The organism is Streptomyces diacarni (genome assembly GCF_003323715.1).
GTDB classification, from domain to species: domain Bacteria; phylum Actinomycetota; class Actinomycetes; order Streptomycetales; family Streptomycetaceae; genus Streptomyces; species Streptomyces diacarni.
This window is the reverse complement of sequence record NZ_QOIN01000054.1, coordinates 15113-38968: the sequence shown is the minus strand read 5'-3', so window position 1 is coordinate 38968 and position 23856 is coordinate 15113. Positions and strand designations below refer to the sequence as shown.

Annotated in this window: 19 protein-coding genes; 14 read left to right on the top strand and 5 right to left on the bottom strand. The window is 69.7% G+C overall.

From position 1 onward, the window contains the following. Window positions 1–352: 352 nt before the first annotated feature. The 4 genes from DTL70_RS27115 to rhaI form a co-directional block, all read right to left on the bottom strand. Window positions 353–949 carry a lipocalin/fatty acid-binding family protein gene (locus tag DTL70_RS27115; protein ID WP_114024649.1) on the bottom strand — a complete coding sequence of 199 codons (597 nt, stop codon included), beginning with the start codon at window positions 947–949 and terminating at the stop codon, window positions 353–355. 393 nt (window positions 950–1342) lie between these two features. After that, entirely contained in the window at window positions 1343–2857 is a 1515-nt protein-coding gene (locus DTL70_RS27105) for a rhamnulokinase (RefSeq protein ID WP_114024648.1), read from the bottom strand. A 143-nt stretch (window positions 2858–3000) separates the two neighbouring features. After that, window positions 3001–5070, bottom strand: a complete 2070-nt coding sequence (locus tag DTL70_RS27100) for a bifunctional aldolase/short-chain dehydrogenase (RefSeq protein ID WP_114024647.1) — start codon at window positions 5068–5070, stop codon at window positions 3001–3003. 192 nt (window positions 5071–5262) lie between these two features. After that, window positions 5263–6435: an L-rhamnose isomerase gene (gene rhaI / locus DTL70_RS27095; RefSeq protein ID WP_114024646.1), complete on the bottom strand. Its 1173-nt coding sequence runs from the start codon at window positions 6433–6435 to the stop codon at window positions 5263–5265. A 296-nt stretch (window positions 6436–6731) separates the two neighbouring features. Between rhaI and DTL70_RS27090 the strand changes: the two genes are divergently transcribed. From DTL70_RS27090 to DTL70_RS27035, 12 genes are all read left to right on the top strand, one after another. Beyond that, complete coding sequence (locus tag DTL70_RS27090) at window positions 6732–8411, top strand: sugar ABC transporter ATP-binding protein (protein ID WP_114024645.1); 1680 nt, start codon at window positions 6732–6734, stop codon at window positions 8409–8411. Then, on the top strand, window positions 8408–9454 hold the full coding sequence (locus tag DTL70_RS27085) for an ABC transporter permease (protein WP_114024644.1): 1047 nt from the start codon (window positions 8408–8410) through the stop codon (window positions 9452–9454). Before DTL70_RS27090 ends, DTL70_RS27085 begins: the two co-directional genes overlap by 4 nt. Window positions 9455–9555: 101 nt before the next feature. Continuing rightward, window positions 9556–10515, top strand: coding sequence for an ABC transporter permease (locus tag DTL70_RS27080; protein WP_245979841.1), 960 nt, complete (start codon window positions 9556–9558; stop codon window positions 10513–10515). Window positions 10516–10609: 94 nt separating this feature from the next. Further along, entirely contained in the window at window positions 10610–11695 is a 1086-nt protein-coding gene (rhaS, locus tag DTL70_RS27075; protein ID WP_114024642.1) for a rhamnose ABC transporter substrate-binding protein, read from the top strand. A 415-nt stretch (window positions 11696–12110) separates the two neighbouring features. After that, window positions 12111–13133, top strand: coding sequence for a LacI family DNA-binding transcriptional regulator (locus tag DTL70_RS27070; RefSeq protein ID WP_114024641.1), 1023 nt, complete (start codon window positions 12111–12113; stop codon window positions 13131–13133). A gap of 1202 nt (window positions 13134–14335) precedes the next feature. Next, window positions 14336–15571, top strand: a complete 1236-nt coding sequence (locus tag DTL70_RS27065; protein WP_181861102.1) for an FAD-dependent monooxygenase — start codon at window positions 14336–14338, stop codon at window positions 15569–15571. Window positions 15572–15717: 146 nt separating this feature from the next. Beyond that, complete coding sequence (locus DTL70_RS27060; RefSeq protein WP_245979817.1) at window positions 15718–17148, top strand: MFS transporter; 1431 nt, start codon at window positions 15718–15720, stop codon at window positions 17146–17148. Continuing rightward, a complete protein-coding gene (locus DTL70_RS27055) occupies window positions 17148–17813 on the top strand; it encodes an isochorismatase family protein (protein WP_114024638.1) in 666 nt (221 codons plus the stop codon). Before DTL70_RS27060 ends, DTL70_RS27055 begins: the two co-directional genes overlap by 1 nt. Further along, window positions 17810–18643, top strand: coding sequence for an alpha/beta fold hydrolase (locus DTL70_RS27050; RefSeq protein ID WP_114024637.1), 834 nt, complete (start codon window positions 17810–17812; stop codon window positions 18641–18643). Before DTL70_RS27055 ends, DTL70_RS27050 begins: the two co-directional genes overlap by 4 nt. 4 nt (window positions 18644–18647) lie before the next feature. Continuing rightward, window positions 18648–19694: a 2,5-dihydroxypyridine 5,6-dioxygenase NicX family protein gene (locus tag DTL70_RS27045; RefSeq protein WP_114024636.1), complete on the top strand. Its 1047-nt coding sequence runs from the start codon at window positions 18648–18650 to the stop codon at window positions 19692–19694. Between the two features lie 20 nt (window positions 19695–19714). After that, a complete protein-coding gene (locus tag DTL70_RS27040) occupies window positions 19715–20440 on the top strand; it encodes a maleate cis-trans isomerase family protein (RefSeq protein WP_281278729.1) in 726 nt (241 codons plus the stop codon). A 138-nt stretch (window positions 20441–20578) separates the two neighbouring features. Next, window positions 20579–21244 (top strand): GntR family transcriptional regulator, encoded by a 666-nt coding sequence (locus tag DTL70_RS27035; RefSeq protein ID WP_114024634.1) that lies wholly within the window; start codon window positions 20579–20581, stop codon window positions 21242–21244. A gap of 312 nt (window positions 21245–21556) precedes the next feature. Here DTL70_RS27035 and DTL70_RS27030 read toward each other — a convergent pair whose 3' ends face one another. Then, window positions 21557–22264, bottom strand: coding sequence for a DeoR/GlpR family DNA-binding transcription regulator (locus tag DTL70_RS27030; RefSeq protein ID WP_281278730.1), 708 nt, complete (start codon window positions 22262–22264; stop codon window positions 21557–21559). A 32-nt stretch (window positions 22265–22296) separates the two neighbouring features. Here DTL70_RS27030 and DTL70_RS27025 point away from each other — a divergent pair, with 32 nt between their 5' ends. Next, entirely contained in the window at window positions 22297–23316 is a 1020-nt protein-coding gene (locus tag DTL70_RS27025; protein ID WP_114024632.1) for a 2-keto-3-deoxygluconate permease, read from the top strand. A 45-nt stretch (window positions 23317–23361) separates the two neighbouring features. After that, window positions 23362–23709 carry a hypothetical protein gene (locus DTL70_RS27020; RefSeq protein ID WP_114024631.1) on the top strand — a complete coding sequence of 116 codons (348 nt, stop codon included), beginning with the start codon at window positions 23362–23364 and terminating at the stop codon, window positions 23707–23709. Window positions 23710–23856: the final 147 nt, after the last annotated feature.

Sequence of the window (23856 nt, the reverse complement as noted above, 5' to 3'; positions counted from 1 at the left end):
AAGGGTGGCGGCCACACATGGCCGCCACCACGGGCGCGAACGCCTTGGCCGCGGACCCGGTCCCGTACCTGGACACGGATGGTGGGGTACGAGTACCTGAAGGCTTACCGGACCGGAAGCCGCTGCCCGCCCGCACCTTCGCCTCCAGGCTCGGGCACACGGAAACCCCCCGCCCGAGCTCACCCACCTCTACGTCCGGCCGCCCACGGGCCAGTCGGTCAGGGGCGGCGAGCAACATGGCGCTGGACGGGCAGGTGACCTGGCCGACTGGCGCACCGCACTCCTGACGGAGACCAGCTTGTCTTCGCCACCCGACCCCGACCCTCTGGCTCGCCCGGGCCTTGTCGGGGTCTCACTCGTGGGAGCTGATGAGGCCGCCGGTGGTGAGGACGATGGATATGCCGTTGGCGTCGAGGCCTGCGTCGTGTCCGTTGGCGTCGATCGTGCCCATGACGTCGTCGTGGCCGATGATCTGGGCGCGGTAGTGGTCCTCGTCCTGCTTGGTGATCTTGGCCTTCCAGCCGCCTTCGAGGTTGAAGGTGCCGGGGCCTTGCTGGCCGGTGTCCATCCAGGAGGAGATGTGTCCGCCCGGGGTGAGGGTGACGAACATGCCGTTGCCGTCCATCCCGGCGTCGTGTCCGTCGGCGTCCAGTGTGGCGATGACGGCACCGTCGCTGACGATCTCGGCGCGGTAGTGCTGGCCGTCGAGCTTGGAGATCTTGGCCTTGCTCCCGTCGACCAGGGTCTGGGTGCGAGCCGCAGAGGCGTTCTTGGAGGTGAGGGAGGGGCTCTCGTTCTGCGCCTGGGACTGCGCGCTGGTGCTGGCCTTGTGGGGGCCGGATGCGTCGTTGTCTGTGCTTTGGCAGGCGGTCACAGAGAACGCCGCGGCGGCGGCCACCGCGAGCAGGGTGGCGGAGCGGGCGGTGCGGCGGGTGCGGCGGGTTGTCATGGCGGAAATCCCTAAAAGTGTCAATGTGCGGCGCCAGCCCCTGTGGTGACCGGCGCCGCCCGAGTCTGCTGTTCGCTACACCCTGTGAGATGGCCCTGGAGGGGGAAGTTGTTCACCGGTTCGTGTCCGCGTTCGGTAACAGCGAGGTCGACGCAGCCCGGACCCTGCCGGCGGGATCGGGCCACTGTCCGCTGCGCAGAGCACGTGCGGATCGCCGACCTCCTACTGGCTGGTGAACGGGCAGAGGCGCCCGCTTGCCAGCGTGAACACCTCTCGTCCGTAGGCCTGGAGAAGACGGGCGGACCGGAGCACTGAGATGGGTTGTGGAGCGGCCGGCTTTCCCATGCCGCTTCCAGGACGCCAAAGCATCTCAGCGAGCGCACCAGGTGTGGCCTACGTCGTGCCCGAGCTCCCCCGGACGCGGGCGGCGGCCCGTTCCCAGGGGCGTTGATCGCCTGCGGGCTCGTACAGGCGTAGCCGAAGAGCGCTGCCCAGAACCGTTCGCAGTGTGGCGAGATCTCCGTGCAGTGCTCCCGCCGCTCGGGCCTGTACCAGGATGTTGCCGTAGGCCGCCGCCTCCGCGGGCCCGGCGACGACCGGCAGGCCGCAGGCGTCGGCCGTCAGCTGGCACAGCAGCTCGTTGTGAACGCCGCCGCCGACGACGTGGACCGTGCGCACCTCTCGGTTCGACAGCCGCTGCGCGTCGGCGACGGCGGCGCGGTGGGCGAGAGCGAGCGAGTCCAGCACACAGCGTGCCGTCTGTGCCGGGTCGCGCGGGACGGGCTGCCCCGTACGCCGGCAGGCCTCGGCGATCCGGCCCACCATGCCGCCCGGTGCGAGGAACTCCGGGTCGCCGGCGTCCACGACCGAGCGCAGCACGGGAACCTTGGCCGCGCTGCCGAGCAGCCCGGGGAGGTTCTGCCTGGAACCACCGGCCTCCCACTCGCGCAGGCACTCCTGGAGCAGCCACAGCCCCATGGTGTTGCGCAGGTAGCGCACCGTCCCGTCCACCCCGAGTTCGTTGGTGAAGTTGGCCCTGCGGCTCTCCTCCGTCAGTATCGGCGTGTCCAGTTCCATACCCACGAGCGACCAGGTGCCGGTCGCGATGTACGCGAAGTCTTCCCCGGCGGCGGGTACGCCTACGACAGCCGAGGCGGTGTCGTGCGATCCGACAGCGGTCACCGGGACGGGCCCGTGCCGCTCCGCCACCGGCACTGTGCCGGGCAGCAGCTCACCCGCCGGGTCGCCGGGGTGGCGCAGGGGCGGGAAGAGCGACACATCGAGGTCGAGCGCCTCGGCGACGGGCCGGGACCAGTCGCGCGTGCGGGGGTCGATCAGCTGTGTGGTGGACGCGTTGGTCACCTCCGTCCCCCGCGTGCCGGTCAGCCAGTAGGAGAGGAGGTCGGGGATCAGCAGCAGCTGACGTGCCACGGTCCACTGGGCGCTCCTCCGGGCGGCGCACAGCTGGTACACGGTGTTGAAGGGCAGGTGCTGCAACCCTGTGTGCGCGTACAGCTCCGGTGCGGACAGCGCCGCGGCCACCTCGGCTTCCATGCCGTCCGTACGGGCGTCGCGGTAGTGCACCGGGTTACCCAGCAGAGCGCCGTCCGCGTCGAGCACGCCGAAGTCGACGGCCCAGGTGTCGATACCGACCGAGGCGAGCCGCCCCGCCTTTGTCGCGGCCGCACACAACCCGTCCAGCACACCTCGGTAGAGGCCGAGGATGTCCCAGTGAAGCGTCCGTTCCGCCCCTCCCGCGCGTACCGGCCGGTTCGGGAAGCGGTGCACCTCCTCCAGGGCCAGTCCTTCCCCGGCCACAGTGCCCAGGATGACGCGCCCGCTGGACGCGCCCAGGTCGACGGCGGCGTAGGCGACCCCGGCAGGGGAGTCGGAGGTGGCTCGTGGCACGGCGGTGACCTCACGTCGGCGGGTGGTGGCGGGGGATTGGCGAGGCCCCCAGGGGATACCGGCGGCGGGCCGCCCCCACGGTGTGCGGTCCGCCACCGGTCAACGAGGCGAAGGGATCAGGCGAAGGGCGCCCTCGGTGGGCGTCAGCGCAGGAAAGCCGCGGCGACACCGGCGTCGACCGGGATGTGGAGTCCCGTCGTCCGGCTGAGGTCGCCACCGGTCAGCGCGAAGACCGCGGCGGCGACGTGCTCCGGTAGCACCTCGCGCTTGAGGAGGGTGCGCTGGGCGTAGAACCGACCCAGCTCCTCCTCGGGCACCCCGTAGACCGCAGCGCGCTGCGCGCCCCAGCCGCCCGCGAAGATGCCCGAACCCCGCACGACGGCGTCCGGGTTGATGCCGTTGACGCGGATGCCTCGCTCGCCCAGCTCGGCCGCCAGCAGACGCACCTGGTGCGCCTGGTCGGCCTTGGCCGCGCCGTAGGCGATGTTGTCGGAGCCGGCGAAGACACCGTTCTTGGACGAGATGTAGACGATGTCGCCGCCCATGTTCTGTTCGGTCATCACCCTGGCCGCCTCGCGTGCCACGAGGAAGGATCCGCGGGCCATGATGGAATGCTGCCGGTCCCAGTCGGCGGCGGTGGTCTCGCCCAGTGGTTTGGAGACGGAGATTCCGGCGTTGCTGACGACCAGGTCCACGCCGCCGAATGCCCGGACGGCTTCGGCGAACGCCGCGGCGATCTGCTCCTCCGAGGTGACGTCGACCGTCACGGGCAGCGCGTGGTCGGGACCTCCCAGCTCCTCGGCCACCGTGCCCGCGCTCTTCGCGTTCACGTCGGCCACCACCACGCACGCGCCCTCGGCGGTCAGCCGGTGCGCGATGGCGCGGCCGATCCCGGACCCCCCACCCGTGACCAGCGCGACGCGAGTGGCCAGCGGACGCGGAGCGGGCATCCGGCGCAGCTTGGCCTCCTCCAGCTCCCAGTACTCGATCCGGAACTTCTCCGCCTCCTCGATGGGCGCGTACGAGGAAACCGATTCGGCGCCGCGCATCACGTTGACGGCGTTGAGGTAGAACTCGCCCGCGACCCGCGCCGTCTGCTTGTCCTTGCCGAAGCTGAACATGCCCACTCCCGGCACCAGCACGATCGCCGGGTCGGCACCGCGCATCGCGGGGGAGCCCGGTGACGCGTGCCGCTCGTAGTACGCGCGATAGTCCGCGCGGTACTCCTCATGCAGCTCCCTCAGCCGTTCGACCGCCTCCTCCAGCGGCGATTCCGCGGGAAGGTCCAGCACGAGAGGGCGCACTTTGGTGCGCAGGAAGTGATCCGGACACGACGTGCCCAGTGCCGCCAGTCGGGGGTGCTCTGTTCGGGAGAGGAAGTCGAGGAGGGCCGGTGTGTCATCGAAGTGTCCCACCTGAGCGTGATCGCTTGAGGCAAGCCCGCGCACCGTCGGTGCGAGCGCCGCCGCGCGTGCCGCCCGCTCGGCAGGCGGCAGCGGCGCGTAACCGGGACGTACGGCGCCGAAGGGCTCGGCGCTGCCGTGTTCCGTCAAGAAACGCTCGGCGGTGCGGATGATGTGCAGGGAGTTGCGTTCGCACTCCTCGCTCGTGTTGCCCCAGGCCGTGATGCCGTGCCCGCCCAGGACACAGCCGATGGCCTCGGGGTGTGCCTCCTGCACGGCGGCGATGTCCAGGCCGAGCTGGAATCCGGGACGCCGCCACGGCACCCACGCCACCGTGTCGCCGAAGCACTCACGGGTCAGCTTCTCGCCGTCCGCCGCGCATGCCAGCGCGATACCGGAATCGGGGTGCAGATGGTCTACGTGTGCGGCGTCGACCAGCGCATGCATCGCGGTGTCGATGGACGGCGCCGCGCCCCCCTTGCCGTGCAGGCAGTAGTCGTAAGCGGCCACCATCGCATCCTCGCGCTCGGCCCCCGGGTACACGGCCGGAAGTGCGCGGAGACGGTCCACACGGAGCGCCGCCAGCCCCTCTTCCGTCAGCGTGCCCAGGTCGCCGCCGGAGCCCTTGACCCACATCAGTTCGGTGTCGGCACCGGTGACGGGGTCGGGCGCTGTTCCCTTCGCGGAGGTGTTCCCTCCGGCGTAGTTGGTGTTGCGCGGATCGCTGCCCAGCCGGTGCGAGCGTTCCAGCAGCGCGGACACCTCGACGGGGTGGGAGGGGTGGTGCGGGTCAGGGGCAACGGTTGCCATGTGGCTCGTCCTCCTCGGTGCGGTCGGTTGTCCTCGACGGGACGCGCTGCGGCCGGCGGGTCCCACCTGTGCCGGCTCTGAGGAAGGTGGGGCCGTACCTGCCCGTGCGCTGCGGGTTTGCGCATGCTGTTGTGGGCTGGTTGCGCGGCTCGCGGCGTCCCCGGCGGGTGGGACGCCGCGCAGCCGGCGCTTCTATGCTCCCCAGCCCGCCTGCTGCCCGCCGACCCGTTCCTCGGTGATGCGAGCGGCCCAGCCGGAGGCCGCGTAAGCCGCCATGGGGTCGCGGTCGGCGCCCAGTTCCTCCCGCACGTCGGCCAGCAGGGGGCGCACATCCGTGTTGTAGGCGTCCATGAGCAGGCCGTTGGCAGTGAGCACGTCCCCGGCGCGCTGGGCTTTCGCCAGCTCCTCGCGGTCCACCAGAAGCGCCTTGGCGGTGGCCTCCTGCACGTTCATCACCGAGCGGATGATGGCGGGGATCTTCGGCTCGATGTTGTGGCACTGGTCGAGCATGAAGGCGATTCCGGCCTCCGGTTCGAGTCCGCCGCCGACCCGTACCTCGTACAGGATGCGGAACAGCTGGAAGGGGTCGGCGGCGCCGGCCATCAGGTCGTCGTCCGCGTAGAAGCGCGAGTTGAAGTCGAAGGCGCCGAGCTTCCCCTCCCGGAGCAGGAACGCCACGATGAACTCGATGTTGGTGCCCGGTGCGTGGTGTCCCGTGTCCACGCAGACCTGTGCCCTGGGCCCGAGTTTGAGGCAGTGGGCGTACGAGGTACCCCAGTCGGGGACGTCTGTGGAGTAGAAGGCGGGCTCGAACAGCTTGTACTCCAGCACGAGCCGCTGCTCTTCTCCCAGCCGCTCGTACACGGCCGAGAGCGCTTCGGAAAGCCGGTCCTGACGTGCCCTGATGTCGTCCTGGCCCGGGTAGTTGGTGCCGTCGGAGAACCACAGCTTGAGATCGCGCGAACCGGTCGCGTCCATGATGTCGACGCACTCCATGAGGTGGTCGAGGGCCTTGCGCCGCACCGCCGGGTCAGGGTGGGTCACCGATCCGAGCTTGTAGTCGTCGTCCTGGAAGACGTTGGCGTTGACCGTGCCCGTGCGTACACCGCGCTGCCGGGCATAGGCGGCCAGGGCTGCGTAGTCGCCGGTCCTGTCCCAGGGGATGTGCAGGGCGACGAGCGGGGCGACTCCCGTGTGGCGCTGCACCCGAGCGGCGTCGTCGATCTTCTCCTGCGGCGTGCGAGGTACGCCGGCCTGCGTGAAGACCTTGAAACGTGTGCCCGAGTTGGCGTACGCCCAAGACGGCGTCTCGATCCGCTGGGAGGCGAGCGCTGACTTCACAGCGGCGAGCTTGCGTTCCGACATGCATCTCCTCAGTGCTGTGGGGTGTGGGACGACGGACACGGCCGGGGACGGAAACGGGAGGCGGACATGAAACGATTCAACGCAATGCGGAGTGACCGTATGTGCACACCCCTTCGACGTCAAGAGGGCGCGTTACCGGTGCGGTTGGGGAACTCCAACGGTGCCGAAGAGCACCTGAATTGCCCGCTGCGCATCCCCTTGACTGCCTCCGAAGAACGGGGCTAGCTTCCCGTGAGCTCTGTTGAATCATTTCATTTTCTGGGTTCAGACCGCCTGGCGAGCACAGGAGGAACACCATGAGCGACATCCCACCGGCCGGTGGTCCGCCGCCGGTCCTCGCACTTGAGGGGGTGAACAAGTCATTCGGCAGCGTACGTGCCCTCCAGGGCGTCTCCCTGGAACTCTCCGCCGGGCAGGCGCACGCCCTCGCGGGGGAGAACGGCGCGGGCAAATCCACACTGATCAAGATTCTCGCCGGGGTGCACGCACCGGACGCCGGCACGGTCCGGCTCGACGGCGAGCCCGCGCTCTTCCACGGCCCGGCCGACGCGCGTGATGCGGGGATCGCCGTCATCTACCAGGAGCCCACGCTTTTCGCCGATCTGTCGATCGCGGAGAACATCTTCATGGGTCGCCAGCCCCGCCGTTCCTTCGGGCGCATCGACCACCACGCCGTGCACGAGGCGACAGCCGCGCTGATGTCCCGGCTCGGCGTCCGGCTCGACCCCGACCGGCCGGCACGCGGCCTGTCCATCGCCGATCAGCAGATCGTCGAGATCGCGAAGGCTCTCTCGTTCGACGCACGCGTACTGATCATGGACGAGCCCACCGCCGCGCTGACCGGAAGCGAGACCGTGCGTCTCTTCTCCGTGGTCGAGACGCTGCGCGCCGAAGGTGCGGCGGTGCTTTTCATCTCACACAGACTCAGTGAGATCTTCGTGCTGTGCCAGCGGGTCACCACCCTGCGCGACGGCCGGCTTGTCGCGTCCGAACCGCTGGACGGGCTCACGGAGGACGACCTGGTGCGCCGCATGGTCGGCCGCGACCTGGGCGAGCTGTACCCCCAGCACGAATCGCACACCGGCGAGCCGGCACTCAACGTGCGCCGGCTGACTCGAGAGGGAGTCTTCCACGATGTCTCCTTCACGGTGCACCGGGGAGAGATCGTCGCGCTCGCCGGACTCGTCGGCGCCGGGCGCAGCGAGGTCGTCCAGGCGGTCTTCGGCGTCGACAAGCCGGACGCGGGCCACGTCGAGGTGGACGGAACGGCGTTGCGCCCCGGTTCGCCCACCGCGGCCGTGACCGCCGGACTCGCGCTCGTACCCGAGGACCGGCGGCAACGCGGCCTGGTGATGGACGCCAGCATCGAGCGGAACATCGGACTGACAGGGCTCGGGCAGCTCGGCACCGCCGGGCTCGTACGACGCACTCTCGAACGCGCCCGCGCCGCCGACTGGGCCGTCCGCCTCCAGCTCAAGTACGACCGGCTCTCCGACACGGTCGGTGTGCTATCCGGCGGCAACCAGCAGAAGGTCGTGCTCGCCAAGTGGCTGGCCACCGACCCCGCCGTCCTCATCGTGGACGAGCCCACCCGCGGGATCGACGTCGGCACCAAGGCCGAGGTGCATCGGCTGCTGACCGAACTCGCCGCGGACGGGCTCGCCGTGCTCATGGTCTCCTCCGACCTGCCCGAAGTCCTCGGCATGGCCGACCGGGTGCTTGTCATGCACGAGGGCAGGCTCGTCGCCGAGATCCCCAGGGCCGACGCCGACGAGGAGAACGTGATGGCCGCGGCCACCGGCCGCGCCCCGGAGCGGGGTCCTGGCGGTCCCCCCGAACCCGATGGCCCCGACGGAGCCCGACAGCGCGGTGCGGCCCATGAGCGCGAGGGACGCGCTGCGGACGGCGAACCCGGCGACCCGGATGGGCCCGATGGGGTGACCGAGTCCCGTGACGCGGGCGGGGAGGCGGCATGAGCGTCACCACCCACACACCGCACGCCACCGAACGCGACACCGGCCCACCACCACGGGAACGCCGCTCGCTCGCCGAAGCGGTGCTGCGTGTGCGGGAGTTCAGCATCGGCGCGGCACTCGTGCTGCTCATACTCGCCACCTGGCTGGTCAACCCCGGCTTCCTCGACAGCCAGGGCGTCAAGGATCTCCTGCTCAACTCCTCCATCCTGGTGCTGCTCGCCACCGGCCAGTCCGTGGTCGTCCTCACCCGCAACATCGACCTGTCCGTCGGTTCGGTCGTCGGCCTCACCGCCTTCGCCTGCGGCGACTTCGTCTCAGGAACGGACCACAGCCCCCTCACCGTCATGGCGCTGGGCATCGCGCTCGGCACCGTCTGTGGTCTGGCGAGCGGGCTGCTCGTCAGTTTCGGGCGCGTCCCCGCGCTGGTGGTGACCCTCGGCATGCTGTATGTCATTCAGGGGGTTGACCACGCCTGGGCGCACGGTGAGCAGATCAACGCGGCCAACCTGCCCGACAACATGCTCACCCTCGGCAGCGGCAGCCTGCTCGGCATTCCCTACCTGCCGCTCATCGCCGCGGCCGTCCTGTGCGCAACGGCGTACTTCCTGCGGAGCTACCGCGGCGGACGCGAGCTGTACGCCATCGGCTCCAGTCCCGAGGCGGCGCGGCTCGCGGGCGTACCCGTCCGGCGCCGGGTGCTCGCTGCCTACGCCTTCTCCGGAGCCGTGGCCGGATTCGCCGGAGCACTGTGGCTGGCGCGCTTCGGCACCGTCGTCGCCGACGCCGCGAACGGCTGGGAGCTGACCGTCGTCAGTGCCGTGGTCGTCGGCGGCATCGCCATCACAGGCGGGGTCGGCACCGTCTGGGGCGCGGCTCTGGGCGCGCTGCTGCTCACCACGATCGGCAGCGCCCTGGTCGTCCTGAAGGTCAACTCCTTCTGGGAGCAGGCCATCACCGGTGCGCTGCTGCTGGCAGCGATCAGCACCGATCGCGTCGTCCGCAGCCGTACCACGCGCGCGCTGAGGAAGAGGAGCAGGCAGTGAACGCACCACCGACCTCCGACGACACGGAGCGGGCCGCACGTCAGCGCGGCCCCGGCAACGCGGGAAGCTCCGGACGCGAGGGTGGCGGCGTCGCGCGATTCCTGCGCTGGGACGCGGCACTCGGCGTGCTCCTCGTCGCCGTCTTCCTCGCCGGAACCGGCACGACCGACGGCTTCGCGGACGCGGCCAACCTCTCGTCCGCACTCAACGACACCGTCGAGATCGCTCTGCTCGCGCTTCCCATGACCCTTCTGGTCGTAGCAGGACAGGTCGACCTGTCCGTGGCCTCCATGCTGGGCCTCTCCAGCGCACTCGCCGGCAGCCTGTGGGACGGCGGCTGGACCTTCGAACTGATCATCCCGATCTGTCTGCTGACCGGGGTGCTCGGCGGTCTCCTCAACGGTTGGCTGGTCACCCGCGTCGGACTGCCCTCGCTGGCCGTCACCATAGGCACCCTCGCCCTCTACCGGGGGCTGGCCTCCGTCGTCCTGGGCAACAAGGCCGTCGCCGACTTCCCCGAGACGTACGCCCAGTGGGCCCGCAGCACCGAAACGGTGCCCGGCACCTTCGTGCCGTACCCGATGGCGCTCTTCGCCCTCCTCGCGGCAGCGGCAGCCGTGGTGCTGCACCGTACGAGCTTCGGACGCTCGCTGTTCGCGATCGGCGCGCAGGAGGAAGTGGCCTACTTCGCCGGCATCCGAGTCAAACGGTTCAAGCTCATCCTCTTCGCCGTCAGCGGGCTCATGGCCGCCTTCGCCGGGCTCGTCTACACCCTCCGCTACGGCAGCGCACGCGCCGACAACGGTCTCGGCCTGGAACTGACCGTCGTCGCCTCCGTCCTGCTCGGCGGCGTCGACTTCGACGGCGGCAAGGGCACTCTGGGCGGTGCCGTCGCGGGCGTACTGCTCATCGGTGTGCTCAACAACCTCCTCACACTGAAGGACGTGTCACACGAGATCCAGGTCATCGTCACCGGCGGGCTGCTCATCGTCTCCGTTCTCACCCCGCGTGTGATCGCGGTCCTCACCGACCGCAGACACCGGCGCCTGGCCGCCTCCTGACGGCGTGACCCACCACCTCGCACACCCGCCCCCAACTTCCGGCGCGTCACTTCCCGCACATTCTCCGTACACCTCATGGAAGGTACGACACCCCATGCCAACCCGCATTCGCGCTCGCACCCGCGTCCTCGCCGCCACCTCAGCGGTCTGCGCGCTCGCCCTCGCCATGGCGGGCTGCTCGGGCACGACCAAGGGCGACTCCGAGGATGACGCCAAGGAGAAGACCCAAAACGCCGAGGCCAACCCGGACGCGCCTTTGAAGAAGGGGCTCAAGCTGGCGTTTCTGCCCAAGCAGATCAACAACCCGTACATGAAGGTCGTCGACCAGGCGGGCATCAAGGCCACCGAGGGGTACGGCGGCAAAGCCAAGGAGGTCGGGCCCTCCGACGCCAAAGCCTCCTCACAGGTCAGCTACATCAACACGCTGATACAGCAGCGCCAGGACGCCATCCTGATCGCCGCCAACGACCCCAACGCCGTCTGCGGCCCGCTCAAGCAGGCCATGAAGCAGGACATCAAGATCGTCTCCTACGACTCGGACGCGGGTAAGGACTGCCGCCACGTCTTCATCAACCAGGCGGGATCGGAGGCGATCGGCCGCGGTCTCGTTCGCGACATGGCCAAACAGATCGACAACAAGGGCCAGATCGCGGTGCTCTCGGCGACCCAGAACGCCACGAACCAGAACACCTGGATCACGTTCATGAAGGACGAACTGAAGAAGCCGAAGTACAAGGATATGAAGCTGGTCAAGACCGCCTACGGGGACGACGTGGACCAGAAGTCCTTCCAGGAGACCCAGGGACTGCTCAAGGCGTACCCGAAGCTCAAGGGCATCATCTCGCCCACCACCGTGGGCCTGGCCGCCGCCGCGCGCTACCTCAGCGGATCCTCGTACAAGGGCGAGGTCGTCCTCGGCGGTCTCGGCACGCCCAACCAGATGCGCAAGTACATCAAGGACGGCACCCTCGACCAGTTCTCGCTGTGGGACCCCAAGAAGCTCGGCTACCTCGGCTCGTACGCGGCGGCCGCGCTCTCCTCCGGCCAGATCACCGGCAAGGAGGGCGAGGAGTTCGAGGCGGGGAAGCTCGGCAAGCGGAAGATCGGCAAGGACGGCGAGGTCATCCTCGGCCCGCCCACCGTCTTCGACAAGGACAACATCGACGATTACGACTTCTGATCAGACGGCACGTACTCGCTCCTCCTCCGCGGCCCTGGCCGCGGTCTGCTGACGCGCTGCCCGGAAACCGGCGCCATCGCCGTGCCGCGCCGCGCCATCGCCGTGCCGCGCCATCGCCGTGCCGCGCCGCGCCATCGCCGCGCCGCGGTCCGCGACGGAGGCGACCGGGGCCGGTACCCGGCTGGAAGGCCATAATGGCCCCGCACTTCGTGAACCTGGAAGGCGGGGCGCCGGCCGCAGCCCCCTGCTGCCGACGCGCCCGCCTCCGCCACGACTTCTGTCGGCCCGTCCCTGCCGCCACCCCGCGGCGCCGCCCTGTACGAGGAGCGACCATGACCACCATGACGACCGCGCGGACAGCGCGTCCCGTACGGCTGCGCGCCGCACGTCCCGAACCGCCTCGGGCGGCGTGGCGATGACCCACACGGCCAGTATCAAGGAGGTCGCCCGCGCGGCCGGAGTGTCGGTCGGCACCGTCTCCAACGTCATCAACCGTCCCGACATGGTTGCCGAGGAGACCCGCGTACGAGTGCGGTCCGCCATCGACCGCCTCGGCTACGTACGCAGTGAATCGGCCCGGCACCTGCGCGCGGGCGACAGCCGCATCATCGCGCTGCTCGTGCTCGACATGGCCAACCCCTTCTTCGTCGACGTGGCCTCCGGGGCGGAACGCGCCGCCCGCGCGGCGGGGCTCGGCGTCATGCTGTGCAACAGCGCACAGAGCCCCGCCGAGGAGGCGGAGTACCTGGCTCTCTTCGCCGAGCAGCGGGTGCGCGGCGTCCTCGTCACACCGGCCGACACCACGGGACACAACCTCGCCGCCTTCGAACGCCACGGCATCCCGTACGTCTCCGTCGACCGCGTCGTCCCCAGCGCCGAGGGCTGCTCCGTGTCCGTGGACGATGTCGAGGGCGGCGGACTGGCCGCACGCCACCTGCTCGAACGCGGCCACCGGGACATCGCCTACGTCAGCGGATCGATGCAGCTCACCCAGTGCCACGACCGGCACACCGGCGCCACGGCAGCCCTGCGCGAGTCCGGTAGCGGGAACGCGCGGCTGCGACACATCGAGGGCGAGCGCATGGATGTGGCAGCGGGCCGCGACGCCGGTGCTCGGCTGCTCGGCATGTCCCCCCGCCCGACAGCGGTCTTCTGCGCCAACGACCTCATGGCTCTCGGCGTGCTCCAGTCCCTCTACGGCGCGGGAGTGTCCGTACCCGAAGAGGTGGCCCTCGTCGGATACGACGACATCGAGTTCGCCGCCGCTGCTGCCGTACCGCTCACATCCGTACGGCAGCCCGCGAACCGCATGGGGCATGCGGCCGCGGACCTGCTGATCGAGGAGACGGGCGGTGCCGCCACCGCACACGAGCATCAGCGCATCGTTCTCCGTCCTGAACTGGTCGTCCGCGCCTCCAGCCTGAGGGGCAAGGGCTGAGAGACGAGTCGCACGTACCATCCACGCCGTACCGCGCTCATCGACCAGGACGGCGGCCGGCTCGACGTCCAGGTGCCCAGGTCGCGCGCCAGGAGGGCGACCCTGTCCCAGAGAGCGCCCTGCTGCGGCCGGGACGATTGGTGTTCTCCACCCTCGTTCACCACCTCACCGGGGCGCCCGTCCAGCCGGCCGTCGTGCCCGCCGTACGACCCCGGCGAGTACGGCGGTGGGTGAGAGCCGTGAGGGCCGAGGAGGCGAGGGGCAGCACCACCGGAAGAGCCCAGAGCATGACGACACCCGCCGTGCGACCCTTCCGCCGCTGCGGTATCCGCCCAGCCCGATCCTGTGGCATCGCGCCCCCTCCTGCCCGCTTCACGCTTCCTTGGCCGGGTGCGCGCAACACACGCTCCCGCGCGGACGCCGAATCTCCATCGCGCTCAGCGGCCATCCCGCCGTCACGACTGCTTGGGGAAAGGAGAACAGCTGGTCCGGCAGGCGGCGGCGCCGAGTGCGTCGACGAGCAGGCCGCCGGCCCCGCCCACGCGGAGCGAACCGCAGGTCGTTGCAGCTGGCGGTAGATGCCGGTACGGACAAGTAGGGCCGTTCGCACCGGGCGCGCCGGAGGAGCGGCAGCGAGCCTGCCGGAGCGTGCAGCCCGTGCCGTGTTACCCGTCGCTCTCCGCCCTTGCGGCCCGCAGCTGCGAGGACGCGGTCTCCCACACCTCCCGGGCGGCGCGGGGATCGTCGCTCCGGCGGTGCGAGGTTCGCTCGTGCCTGATGGCTGCGGGTGCTGGTGGACTCCCGGCCCGGCGAGCGTGAACCTCTCCCGCGGAGAGGAAATCTGACGGCTTCACAGGCTAGCTCATTTAATTAAATGTGCGGGAGAGGTGGGGTGCTGTCTACTCGCTCCGATCGGATGCTTCTGCGGCGCGGAGGTGATTCGTGGAGCATCGGATGGGGTCTTATAGCCGCCTATGCACGCATAGTTGAAGACGGGCTCCTGGGGTTCGGTGTCGGTGGCTCCATCATGGTTGCGCGGCCAGCATTGACGAATCGTATACAGGTCTCCTACGTTGGCAGCCGTTTCAAGCGTGAGTGGGTCGCTCCGGGAGCGGCCGCGGTCGAGTCATCCCCCGAGGTCCGGGCGCCCCATGCGGTATCCGCCTCGTCACCTCTGGGATCAAGGGCGAAGGAGAGGGCGCATGACGCAACTCACGGCAACCGTCTGCGGCGGGGGGATCGGTGGGACCACTACCGCACTGGCACTGCGCCAGGCCGGCCTGACGGTGACCTTGATCGAACAGGCGCCGGAAATCAAGGAGATCGGAACCGGCCTCCAACTCGGGCCGAACGCGGTCCGGGCGCTGTTTGACCTGGGGCTCGAGCGGGAGCTCCGTGCGCTGTCACCCATCACACAGGAGATCGTCCGGAGGCGCTGGGACGGCGGTGTCCTCAACAGGACCACGCTGGGGTCCTTCGCTGAGAGGCGTTACGGCGCCCCCTACCTCCAGGTGCACCGTGCGGACCTGCTGGATCTTCTACTGCGGGCCGTAGTCAGCCCGAGCGGTGCGGGCACCCCCGTCGAGGTGGTGACCGCAGCGCAGGTAACCGCGATCGAGGACATCGACGGCACAGCCCCGGTTGCTGTGACCAGCGCAGGCACGCGGTTCCCGGGCGACCTCCTGGTCGGGGCCGACGGCGTGCACTCGCTGGTCCGGCAGGCGATCGGCTGCACCGTCCCGGTCGTCAACTCCGGAGACATGTGCTTTCGGGCCCTCATCGACGGCAGCCGAGTCCGGGAGACCGGCGAACTCGGGTTCCTCACCGAGCAGCAGGCCGCCCACTTCTGGTTCGGCGAGGACAAACACCTGGTCGCCTACCCCATCCGCCACGGGGACGCCATCAACATCGTCGGGGTCGTTCCCGAAGACGCCGACGTCGCGTCGGCGGGCCGGCGGCCGAGCTCCACGGCCGAGATGGTCGACGCGTACCGGGGCTGGGACGACCGACTGACCACGCTCCTGGGCACGCCCGCCCTCGGGGGCGTCGGCCTCTGGACCCTCCAGAGACAGGATCCGCACACCATGTGGACCCGCGGCAACGTGGCGCTCGTCGGCGATGCGTGCCACGCCATGCTGCCGTACGTCTCGCAGGGAGCGTCCCAGGCCATCGAGGACGCGGCCGTACTGTCCGAGGAGTTCGCAGCCGCGCAGCACGCCACGCCGGCCCAGGCACTGGAGCGATACGCCCGGCGCCGGACCCCCGACGCGCACCGTGTGCAACAGGAGGCGCAGGCCAGCCGCGACATCTACCACCTGCCCGAGGGGCCGGACCAGGCCGCCAGGGACCGCCGGTGGCACGAAGCCTCCGGCGAACCGGCCGGCGCCATCGACTCCATCTACACCGGGACGAGCCGGAGTACGAACGCCATCGTCTGAACCGGCGCACACACCACAGGATCCGAGACGGCGGACGTCCGCCACGGCGATCCGGATGGTGGCACCTGGAGCCGTCCGGGAGCGCCCCGAACCGATGCGAGGCTGCAATGACGCAGAGCGAGAGTACGGTACGGAACACACGACGGATGCCTTCGTACAGAACGCTGTGGTTCGTTCTGTTCGGGGGATGGCTGTTCGCCTACGCCGATCGGGCGCTCACCGGCCCGGTCGTGACGTGGATGATCGACAACGACATCGACTTCATGGGCGCCGCCCAGAATCCGCACGCGCTGGGCGGACTCATCGGCAGCCTGTTCTTCGCCGGATACATGCTGACCCAGCTGCCCAGCGGGCGCTTGGGAGACCGGTACGGGCACGCGACGCTGCTCTCGGTGTGCTTCATGTGGGCCGGCCTGGCCACGATCGTCAGCGGCCTGATCACCGGCCTGATCACCTTCGTCGCGCTCAGGGTGATCACCGGCCTCGGCGAGGGGGCCTTCTACTCGAACGACCGGGCGCTGATCGTGGCGCACACCCCGGAGCGGTTCCGCAGCCTCGGGCTCGGCGTGGCCATCACGGGCCTCGCCTTCGGGCTCACCGTGGCCAACATCTTCGCGGTACCGCTGCTGGACTTCGGCGTCGACGTGCTCGGCAAGGACCACGCCTGGCGGATGCCTTTTCTGGTCTTCGGAGCATTCACCCTGGGTTTCGCGGTCGTCATGTGGTGGTTCATGCGTCGGCTCGTCGGGCCGATCCGCCCCGGCCCTCCGCTGCGGAACCTGATGCTGATCTCGGCCGTGTTCTGCGTGCTGATCATGGCGCTGTTCTGGCTGTGCGACAGCGTGGGGCTCCCGGAGTGGGCGTCGGCCGCCCTCCAGGTCGTGCTCGCGGCGTGCATCGTGCTCGTGATGCGGCGGCGCGGGTCGATCGGCACAGCCGTCTCCCTGAAAGACCGGGACACCACGCTGATCTACGTCGCGGCCATCGCGATCCTGTGGAGCATCTGGCTGTTCGGCTACTGGTCGGTGGCCATCGTGTCGTCCGCCGCCCACTCGTCGCTGACGACCGCAGGGCTGGTCGCGGCCTTCAACGCCGGCGCGGGCATCATCGGATTCCCGGTCGGCGGGTGGCTGTCGGACAAAGCGTCCCGCCGCAAGATGGGCCGCCGCAACCTGCTGATCACGGCGACGGCCGTGCAGGGCGGCCTCGTCCTCCTCTTCGGGGCCTACCTGCAGTTCACCCAGATGCCCTCGCTGTGGGTCATGGGCGTCCTGATGTTCTGCACCGGACTGTTCCTGAACGCGGTGCAGCCCATGTCCCAGGCACTGACGGCCGATCTCGTCGGGCCAAAGGAGCGTGGAGCGGCGTTCGGCATGTGGAACCTGATCGGTGAGGTCGGCGCGCTGACCAGCCCCGTGTTCAGCGGCGTGGTCAGAGACGCGACCGGCAGCTGGTCTGCGGCGATCTACCTCGACGCCGCCCTGGTCATCGGCAGTGCCCTGCTCTACTTCGGCGTGCGCCGATCCGCTCCACGCCCCACTCAATCGACGACCGCGACAGCGACAGAGGTGGCCTGATGACAGCAGAGCCCCGCACCGGCTGCGACACCGAGGCGACCTACCACCGGGCCGGATTCGGCGGAACCGTCCGGCGCGGCAGCCGCCCCGCGCTGCTCGTCGTGGACTTCACCTACGGGTTCACCGATCCCGGATACCCCACCGGAGCCGACATGGCCGGCCCGGTACGGGCGACACGCAGGCTCCTGGACACCGTCCGTGCCGGGCACCTGCCCGTCGCCTTCACCACCATCGCCTACGGCCCCGGCGAAGCCCGCTCCCTGACCTGGCTGGACAAGGCCACCGGGATGGCGTCACTCACCACCGGCAGCCGCCTCGTCGAGATCGACTCCGCTCTGGACCGGCGGCCGCACGAGCCGGTCTTCGTGAAGCACGGCGCGTCCGCGTTCTTCGGCACCGGCGTCGCGCCCTACCTCGTCTCCACCGGCGCCGACACCCTCGTCGTGGCGGGCGCGACCACCAGCGGATGCGTACGGGCCAGCGTCGTCGACGCCGTCCAGCTCGGCTTCCCCGTACTGGTCCCGCACGCGGCCGTCGCTGACCGGGACGAGGGGCCGCACGAAGCGAACCTGTTCGACATCCAGCAGAAGTACGCAGACGTCGTCGACCTCGACGACGCACTGACCTACCTGGCCGCTGCCGGCCGAGAAAGCGACCACCGATGACCGTGGACGAACCGCAGGGGCAGCGCCGAACCATAGACGCCAACGGCCTGCGACACAGCGTTGTGACCTATGGGGACCCGACCCACCCGGCACTGCTGATCCTGCCCGGGATCACCACCCCGGCCGTCTGCGCCGACTTCCTGGCCACACGACTGTCCGCACCCGGGTTCCGCGTCGTCGTGCCGGACATCCGCGGCCGTGGGCACAGCGACCGGGCAGCGTCAGGCGGATACCGCCTCGTCGACTACGCCGCCGACGTCGCCGGACTCATCGACGCACTCGACCTTCGCGCACCGGTGATCGTCGGCCATTCGATGGGCGCCCGGATCGCGGCGGCCTACGCGGCCCGCCACGCCGCCGACGACCACGGCCCCCTGATCCTGGTCGACCCGCCGACCTCCGGTCCCGGCCGGCCGCCGTACCCCACCACCCGACAGGCGTTCTTGGACCAGCTCCGAGAAGCGCAGGCGGGCACCACCGCAGACGGCGTCGCCAGGTACTACCCCAACTGGCCCCGCCGCGAGCTCGAACTGCGCGCGCGGCACCTCGCCACCTGCGACCCGACCGCCGTCGTGGAGACCCACGAAGGATTCGAGACGGAGGACTTCTTCGAGTACTGGACCGAACTCCGCGGCACCGTACTGCTCGTCCACGGAGCCGACAGCCCCGTCGTCCCGCCCCACGCCGTCGACGAACTCCGCCGCGCCCGCCCCGACATCCCCATCGTCCCGGTCACCGGTGCCGGGCACATGGTGCCGTGGGACGACCTCGACCAGTTCCTCGCCCTCCTCACTCCTCACCTGCTCACCTACTGCGAGAACAAGGAGTAACCGCATGGACCAGAACCTGTTCAACGACATTTGTCTGCGGCAGCTCACCCTGTCCGGGGTGCACGAGGGCGAGACGGTGGTGGTGCTGACCCGGGGCAGCGAGCGTGCCGAGTACGCGGACGCGTTCCTGTGGGCTATCCAGCAACGCGGTGCGCTGGGCTACCACATGCGGCTGCCGTCGCCGGCCGGCGCAGCGGGCGCGTGGGCGGTCGGGGACTCCGGGCTGGGCGCATTGCCGCTCGCGGTGGACGCGCTCAAGGCCGCCGACATGGTGGTGGACTGCACGTTCCTCCTGTTCTCCCCGGAGCAGTTCGCGATCCAGGAGGCGGGCACGCGGATCCTCACCGCGGTGGAGCCACCGGAGCTGCTGGCCCGCCTGATGCCGACAACCGAGCTGCGGGAACGCGTCGAGACCGGCGCCGAACTGCTGGCCAACGCCACCTCTATGCGGATCACCAGCCCGCACGGCACCGATGTGACCTACCAGTTGGGCGTGTACCCGACCCTGTCGGAGTACGGTTACACCGACACCCCGGGCCGATGGGACCACTGGCCGGCGGCGTTCGTGTTCACCGGCGGGGCCGACGACGGGGTCGACGGCAAGATCGTGCTCGCCCCCGGGGACGTGCTGCTCCCGTTCAACAGCTACGTGCAGACCCCGGTGGAACTCACGATCGAGAAGGGCTTCATCCGCGACATCCGCGGCGGCGCCAACTCCTCGGGACTGGACGCGGACCTGCTGCGCTCCTACATCGAGAGCTTCGATGACCCGCGCGGTTACGGCATGTCCCATGTCGGCTGGGGGCTGGACGAGCGCGCGCACTGGCACGGCCTGACCCAGTTCGGTGGCGGGATGGGCATGGAGCTGCGCAGCTTCTACGGCAACGTGATGTTCTCGATCGGACCCAACAACGAGCTCGGCGGCCCGAACGACACCGCATGCCACTTCGACATCCCGATGCGCGGCAACAGTCTCTACCTCGACGATGAGCTGATCGTCGACGCAGGTGAGTTGACCGTGCCCGAGATGCGTCCGGTGAACCGCCGATGAGCCGCGACCACCGTGTGGGGATGATCGTCCCGTCGTCGAACCTGACGATGGAGACCGAGCTGCCGCGGATGCTGGCGGCGCGAGAGACCGCGATCCCCGGCGAGTGGTTCACGTTCCACGCCGCGCGCGCCCGGATGCAGCACGTGACCCCCGAGCAGCTGCGGGCGATGAACGCCCAGGCCGAGCGGGCCGCGGCGGAGCTGGCCGATGCCCGCCCGGACGTGGTCGCCACCGCCTGCCTGGTCGCGATCATGGCCCAGGGACCCGGGTACCACTGCGCCGCCGAGAAAGACATCACGAACGTCCTGCGCGCCGAAGGCTCGCACGCACCCGTGGTGTCGAGCGCTGGAGCGCTGCTGTCCGGCATCGCCGCCCTCGGCGTGCGCCGGGTCGCGATCATCACCCCGTACATGGAGCCGCTCACCGAGGCCGTGGTCGCCTACCTGACCGACGCCGGGGTCGAGGTGGTCGACTCGCTGTCGCTGCGGGTGCCTGACAACCTCGCCGTGGCCCGGCTGGACCCGGCGGACCTACGCAAACACCACAGGAGACTGGACCTGTCCCGCGCCGAGGCGCTGGTGCTCTCCGCGTGCGTGCAGATGCCTTCACTGGCATCGATCCAGCCGGTGCAGGACGAGATCGGCCTGCCGGTACTGTCCGCCGCCACCGCCACCACCCACCGCATCCTCACCGAACTCGGCCTGAAACCCCGCGTCCCCGACGCCGGAGCTCTGCTCTCCGGCTGATCCGCGCCGCTCCGGGCCGCGCTTCTCCGTAGAGACGGGGCGCGGCCCGGGGCACCCCCGTACCGGCCACCGTCGGCGACCACGCCGCTGCATGCACGGCTCCGTCGCGTGGAAACGTCACTGAGTAGGGTTCGGTTCATGTCACCAAGCACGAGTACGCGGGCGACCCGCACGGACTACGTCGCCGAGACACTTCGCCGGAAAATCGTCCTGGGGGAACTCAAACCCGGGACACCCCTGCGGCTCGACGCACTCAGTGAGCAACTCGACGTGAGCCGGGTACCGCTGCGGGAGGCCCTGCGCGAACTCCATGCCGAAGGCCTCGCCGTCACCTACCCCCAACGGGGCGCGTTCGTCTCGGACATCGTCCGGTTCGACGTCGTCGACTCGTTCATGCTGCTGAAGACGGTTGAGGTGGCTGCCGCCGAGCGGGCCGCGTCCGAGCGCCCCGAGGCAACAGCTCAGCTGATGTCGACGCGATACCAGGCCTTGAGCAACGTCATCCACTCCGACCGTGACAGGGAGAAGTACCTGACAGCGCACCAGGCCTTCCACTTCGCCGTATTCGAGAGCATCGAGGAGTCACCCGCCCTGCAGCGGATGGCACGCATCCTCTGGAACAGCTGCGAGAGGTTCCTCAACGCCGCGCACGTCGAAGAACGGCTCATCCAGAGCGACCACGAACATCAGCGCCTCCTGGCATACATGGCCGACGGCGACGTCACAGCCATCCGCGCGATCGCCGGGATGCACGTCGAACACGGCGCAGAGGCGGCGCTCCATGGCCTGGGGTTCGCCCACTGATCTATTCGACCGCCTTGACGCCGTCGACAACCCCACCCCCGCTGCCCGGGTGACGATCGCGCCGACTCGTTCGAGGGCCCACAGGCCGGCTTCGAAAGCGTGGGCCTGGGCACCTTGCTCCAACGCGGCCCGGCCCATCTCGGCCCGGGTGTCGTCCAGCCTGGGTGGGCGTCCGGTGGCTGTCCGTCTCCCCGGACCGAAGCACCGTCTTGCTCCCGCACCCGCCGCCAACGCCGCGCGCTCTCGGCACAGACCCCCACCACCTGGGCGATCTCCGCATCCGAGACGCCATCCTCGACTTCGGCTTGATCGCTACGAAGCGACAACGACCTCAGTGAAAGCGCGCCGCAGTTCGCTGGGAGGCGTCTGGTCGGTGACAAGGAGGTCGACGATGGACAGGCCGCCGAGGGCCATCGCCTTCTTGCGGTCGAACTTGGTGTGGTCGGCGGCGACAAGCACGCGGTCGGCAAGGTCCAGGAGCGTGCGGCGTACCTCGACTTCGGCGGGGTCGAAGTAGGTGACCCCGCGGTCGACGGACAGTCCTCCGCAGCCGAGGATCAGCAAGTCCAGGTGGATCTGTGGCTTTTCCTGAGCGGCGGTGGAGGTGGTCAGGCTGAGCTCGGGCGTCATGAGGCCGCCCAGGACGAGCACCCGGCTCCTTGTGTCGCGCAGTTCGAACGCTGCGTGGAAGGAGTTGGTGATCACGGTCAGGTCGTTCCGGCCGGCGAGTTCCGCGGCAACGGCGGTGCAGGTGGTGCCGGTATCGATCCCCACGGAAGCGCCTGGCTCGACGAGCTTGGCCACGGCCTGCGCGATTCTCGACTTCTCAAGCCGCATCGTGGAGGAGCGGGAGCCGTAGGCGGGGGCCCGGCGGGGGACGGCGCCGCCGTGCACGCGGTCCAGTAGTCCTGCGTGGTCGAGTTCGGCCAGGTCGCGGCGGATCGTCATGCCGGACACCGCGAAGCGTTCCGCCAGGGTGTTGACGTCTACCTGCCGGGCCTGCTGCAGCTCTTTGAGGATGGCTCTCCGCCTGGAACTCGGCCGGCGGAGTGATGCTCGTCCCTATGCTCGTCGGCGCCGTGGTGCACACGGCGGCCCCGGGCTCCGGAGAGTTCTTCGGCTCCTTCACCGGGGCCCTGTACACCGGCCTGCCCGCGATCCTCGCCGTTTTCTACATCTGCCTGGGCTCGACCCTGGATGTGAAGGCGGCGCCCTACATCGCGAAGAAGGGCGGTGTGCTGCTGGGGACCAAGGTCGTCTTCGCGCTGCTCGTCGGCATCGTCCTGGGGCGCCTCCTGGGCGAGTCGCCGGTCAGTGGCGGGGCCTTCGCGGGTCTGTCGACACTGGCTGTGGTGGCGGCGCTGAACGACACCAACGGCGGCCTTTACATGTCGTTGATGGCGCAGTTCGGGCGTAAGCGCGACGTTGGCGCCTACAGCGTCATGAGCCTGGAGTCCGGCCCCTTCCTCAGCATGGTCACGCTCGGCGTCGCCGGCCTGTCCGCTGTCCCGTGGCAGACCCTGGTGGGGGCGATTCTCCCGTTGGTGCTGGGCATGCTGCTGGGAAACCTCGATCCCGAGGTGCGGCGCTTCCTGGCCCCCGCAGTGCCCGCGATCGTGCCGTTCCTCGGGCTGTCTCTGGGGCTCACGCTCAACCTGACGGCCGTCTGGGAAGCCGGCCTGCTGGGGATCGGGCTGGGGCTGTTCGTGGTGCTGGCCGGTGGGGCGGCACTGCTGCTGGCCGACAAGGCGAGCGGCGGCGACGGCATCGCGGGCCTGGCCGCGGCGACCACCGCAGGCAATGCGGCCGTGGTCCCCTCGATCGTGGCGGCCGCCAATCCCGTCTACGCGCCGGCCGCCCAGTCCGCGACCGTGCTCATCGCCTCGTCGGTCGTGGTGACGTCGATCCTGTGTCCGGTGATCACCGCCGTAGGGGCACGCCGCATCCTGAAGCAGCCCCCGGCCGGGGAGGAGGCAGACGAGCCGACAGCCGACGGCGGCCGACCATCTCCCGGCCCGCAGCACGCCCCGGGAGCAGCCCCGGCGGCTGCCACGCGGCGCGACGGCGGCTGACGACGAACGGCCCCGGTCCACAAGACGTTGAGCAACGGAGAACCCATGCGTGACCAACGAGTCGTGCGCTGCACGTACTACCTGGAATCCGAAATCGACCCGGAGCAGGCCGCCGCGGCCATGGCCGGAGAGCAGTCCAGCGGCACATTCGTCCCCGTGCCCGGCGAGTCCCCCCGCATTCGCGAGCGGCATGCCGCGCAGATCGTCGGCGTGCGGGAACTGGGCGTGCGCAGCCCGTCGCCGCCATCGCGTTCCCGGCCCGAGGAGGTGCGGGCCGCCCGTGTGGTGGTGGAATACCCGATGGAGAACATCGGGACCGACCTGGCCACCTTGCAGACCACGATCGCAGGCAACCTCTTCGAGCTCGGTGAACTGTTCGCCTGTCCGGCTTGAGTATCGCCTCAGTGATCTCAGCCTCCCGAGCGTCGAGGCACCCGCGCCCGGATGCGCGCGTCGACCCCACGGCCCCCCTCTCACCTGCCCTTGGTCTCCGCTGCACGCCTGCACATCGGTCAGATGACCGATGTTGTGCCCTCTGGT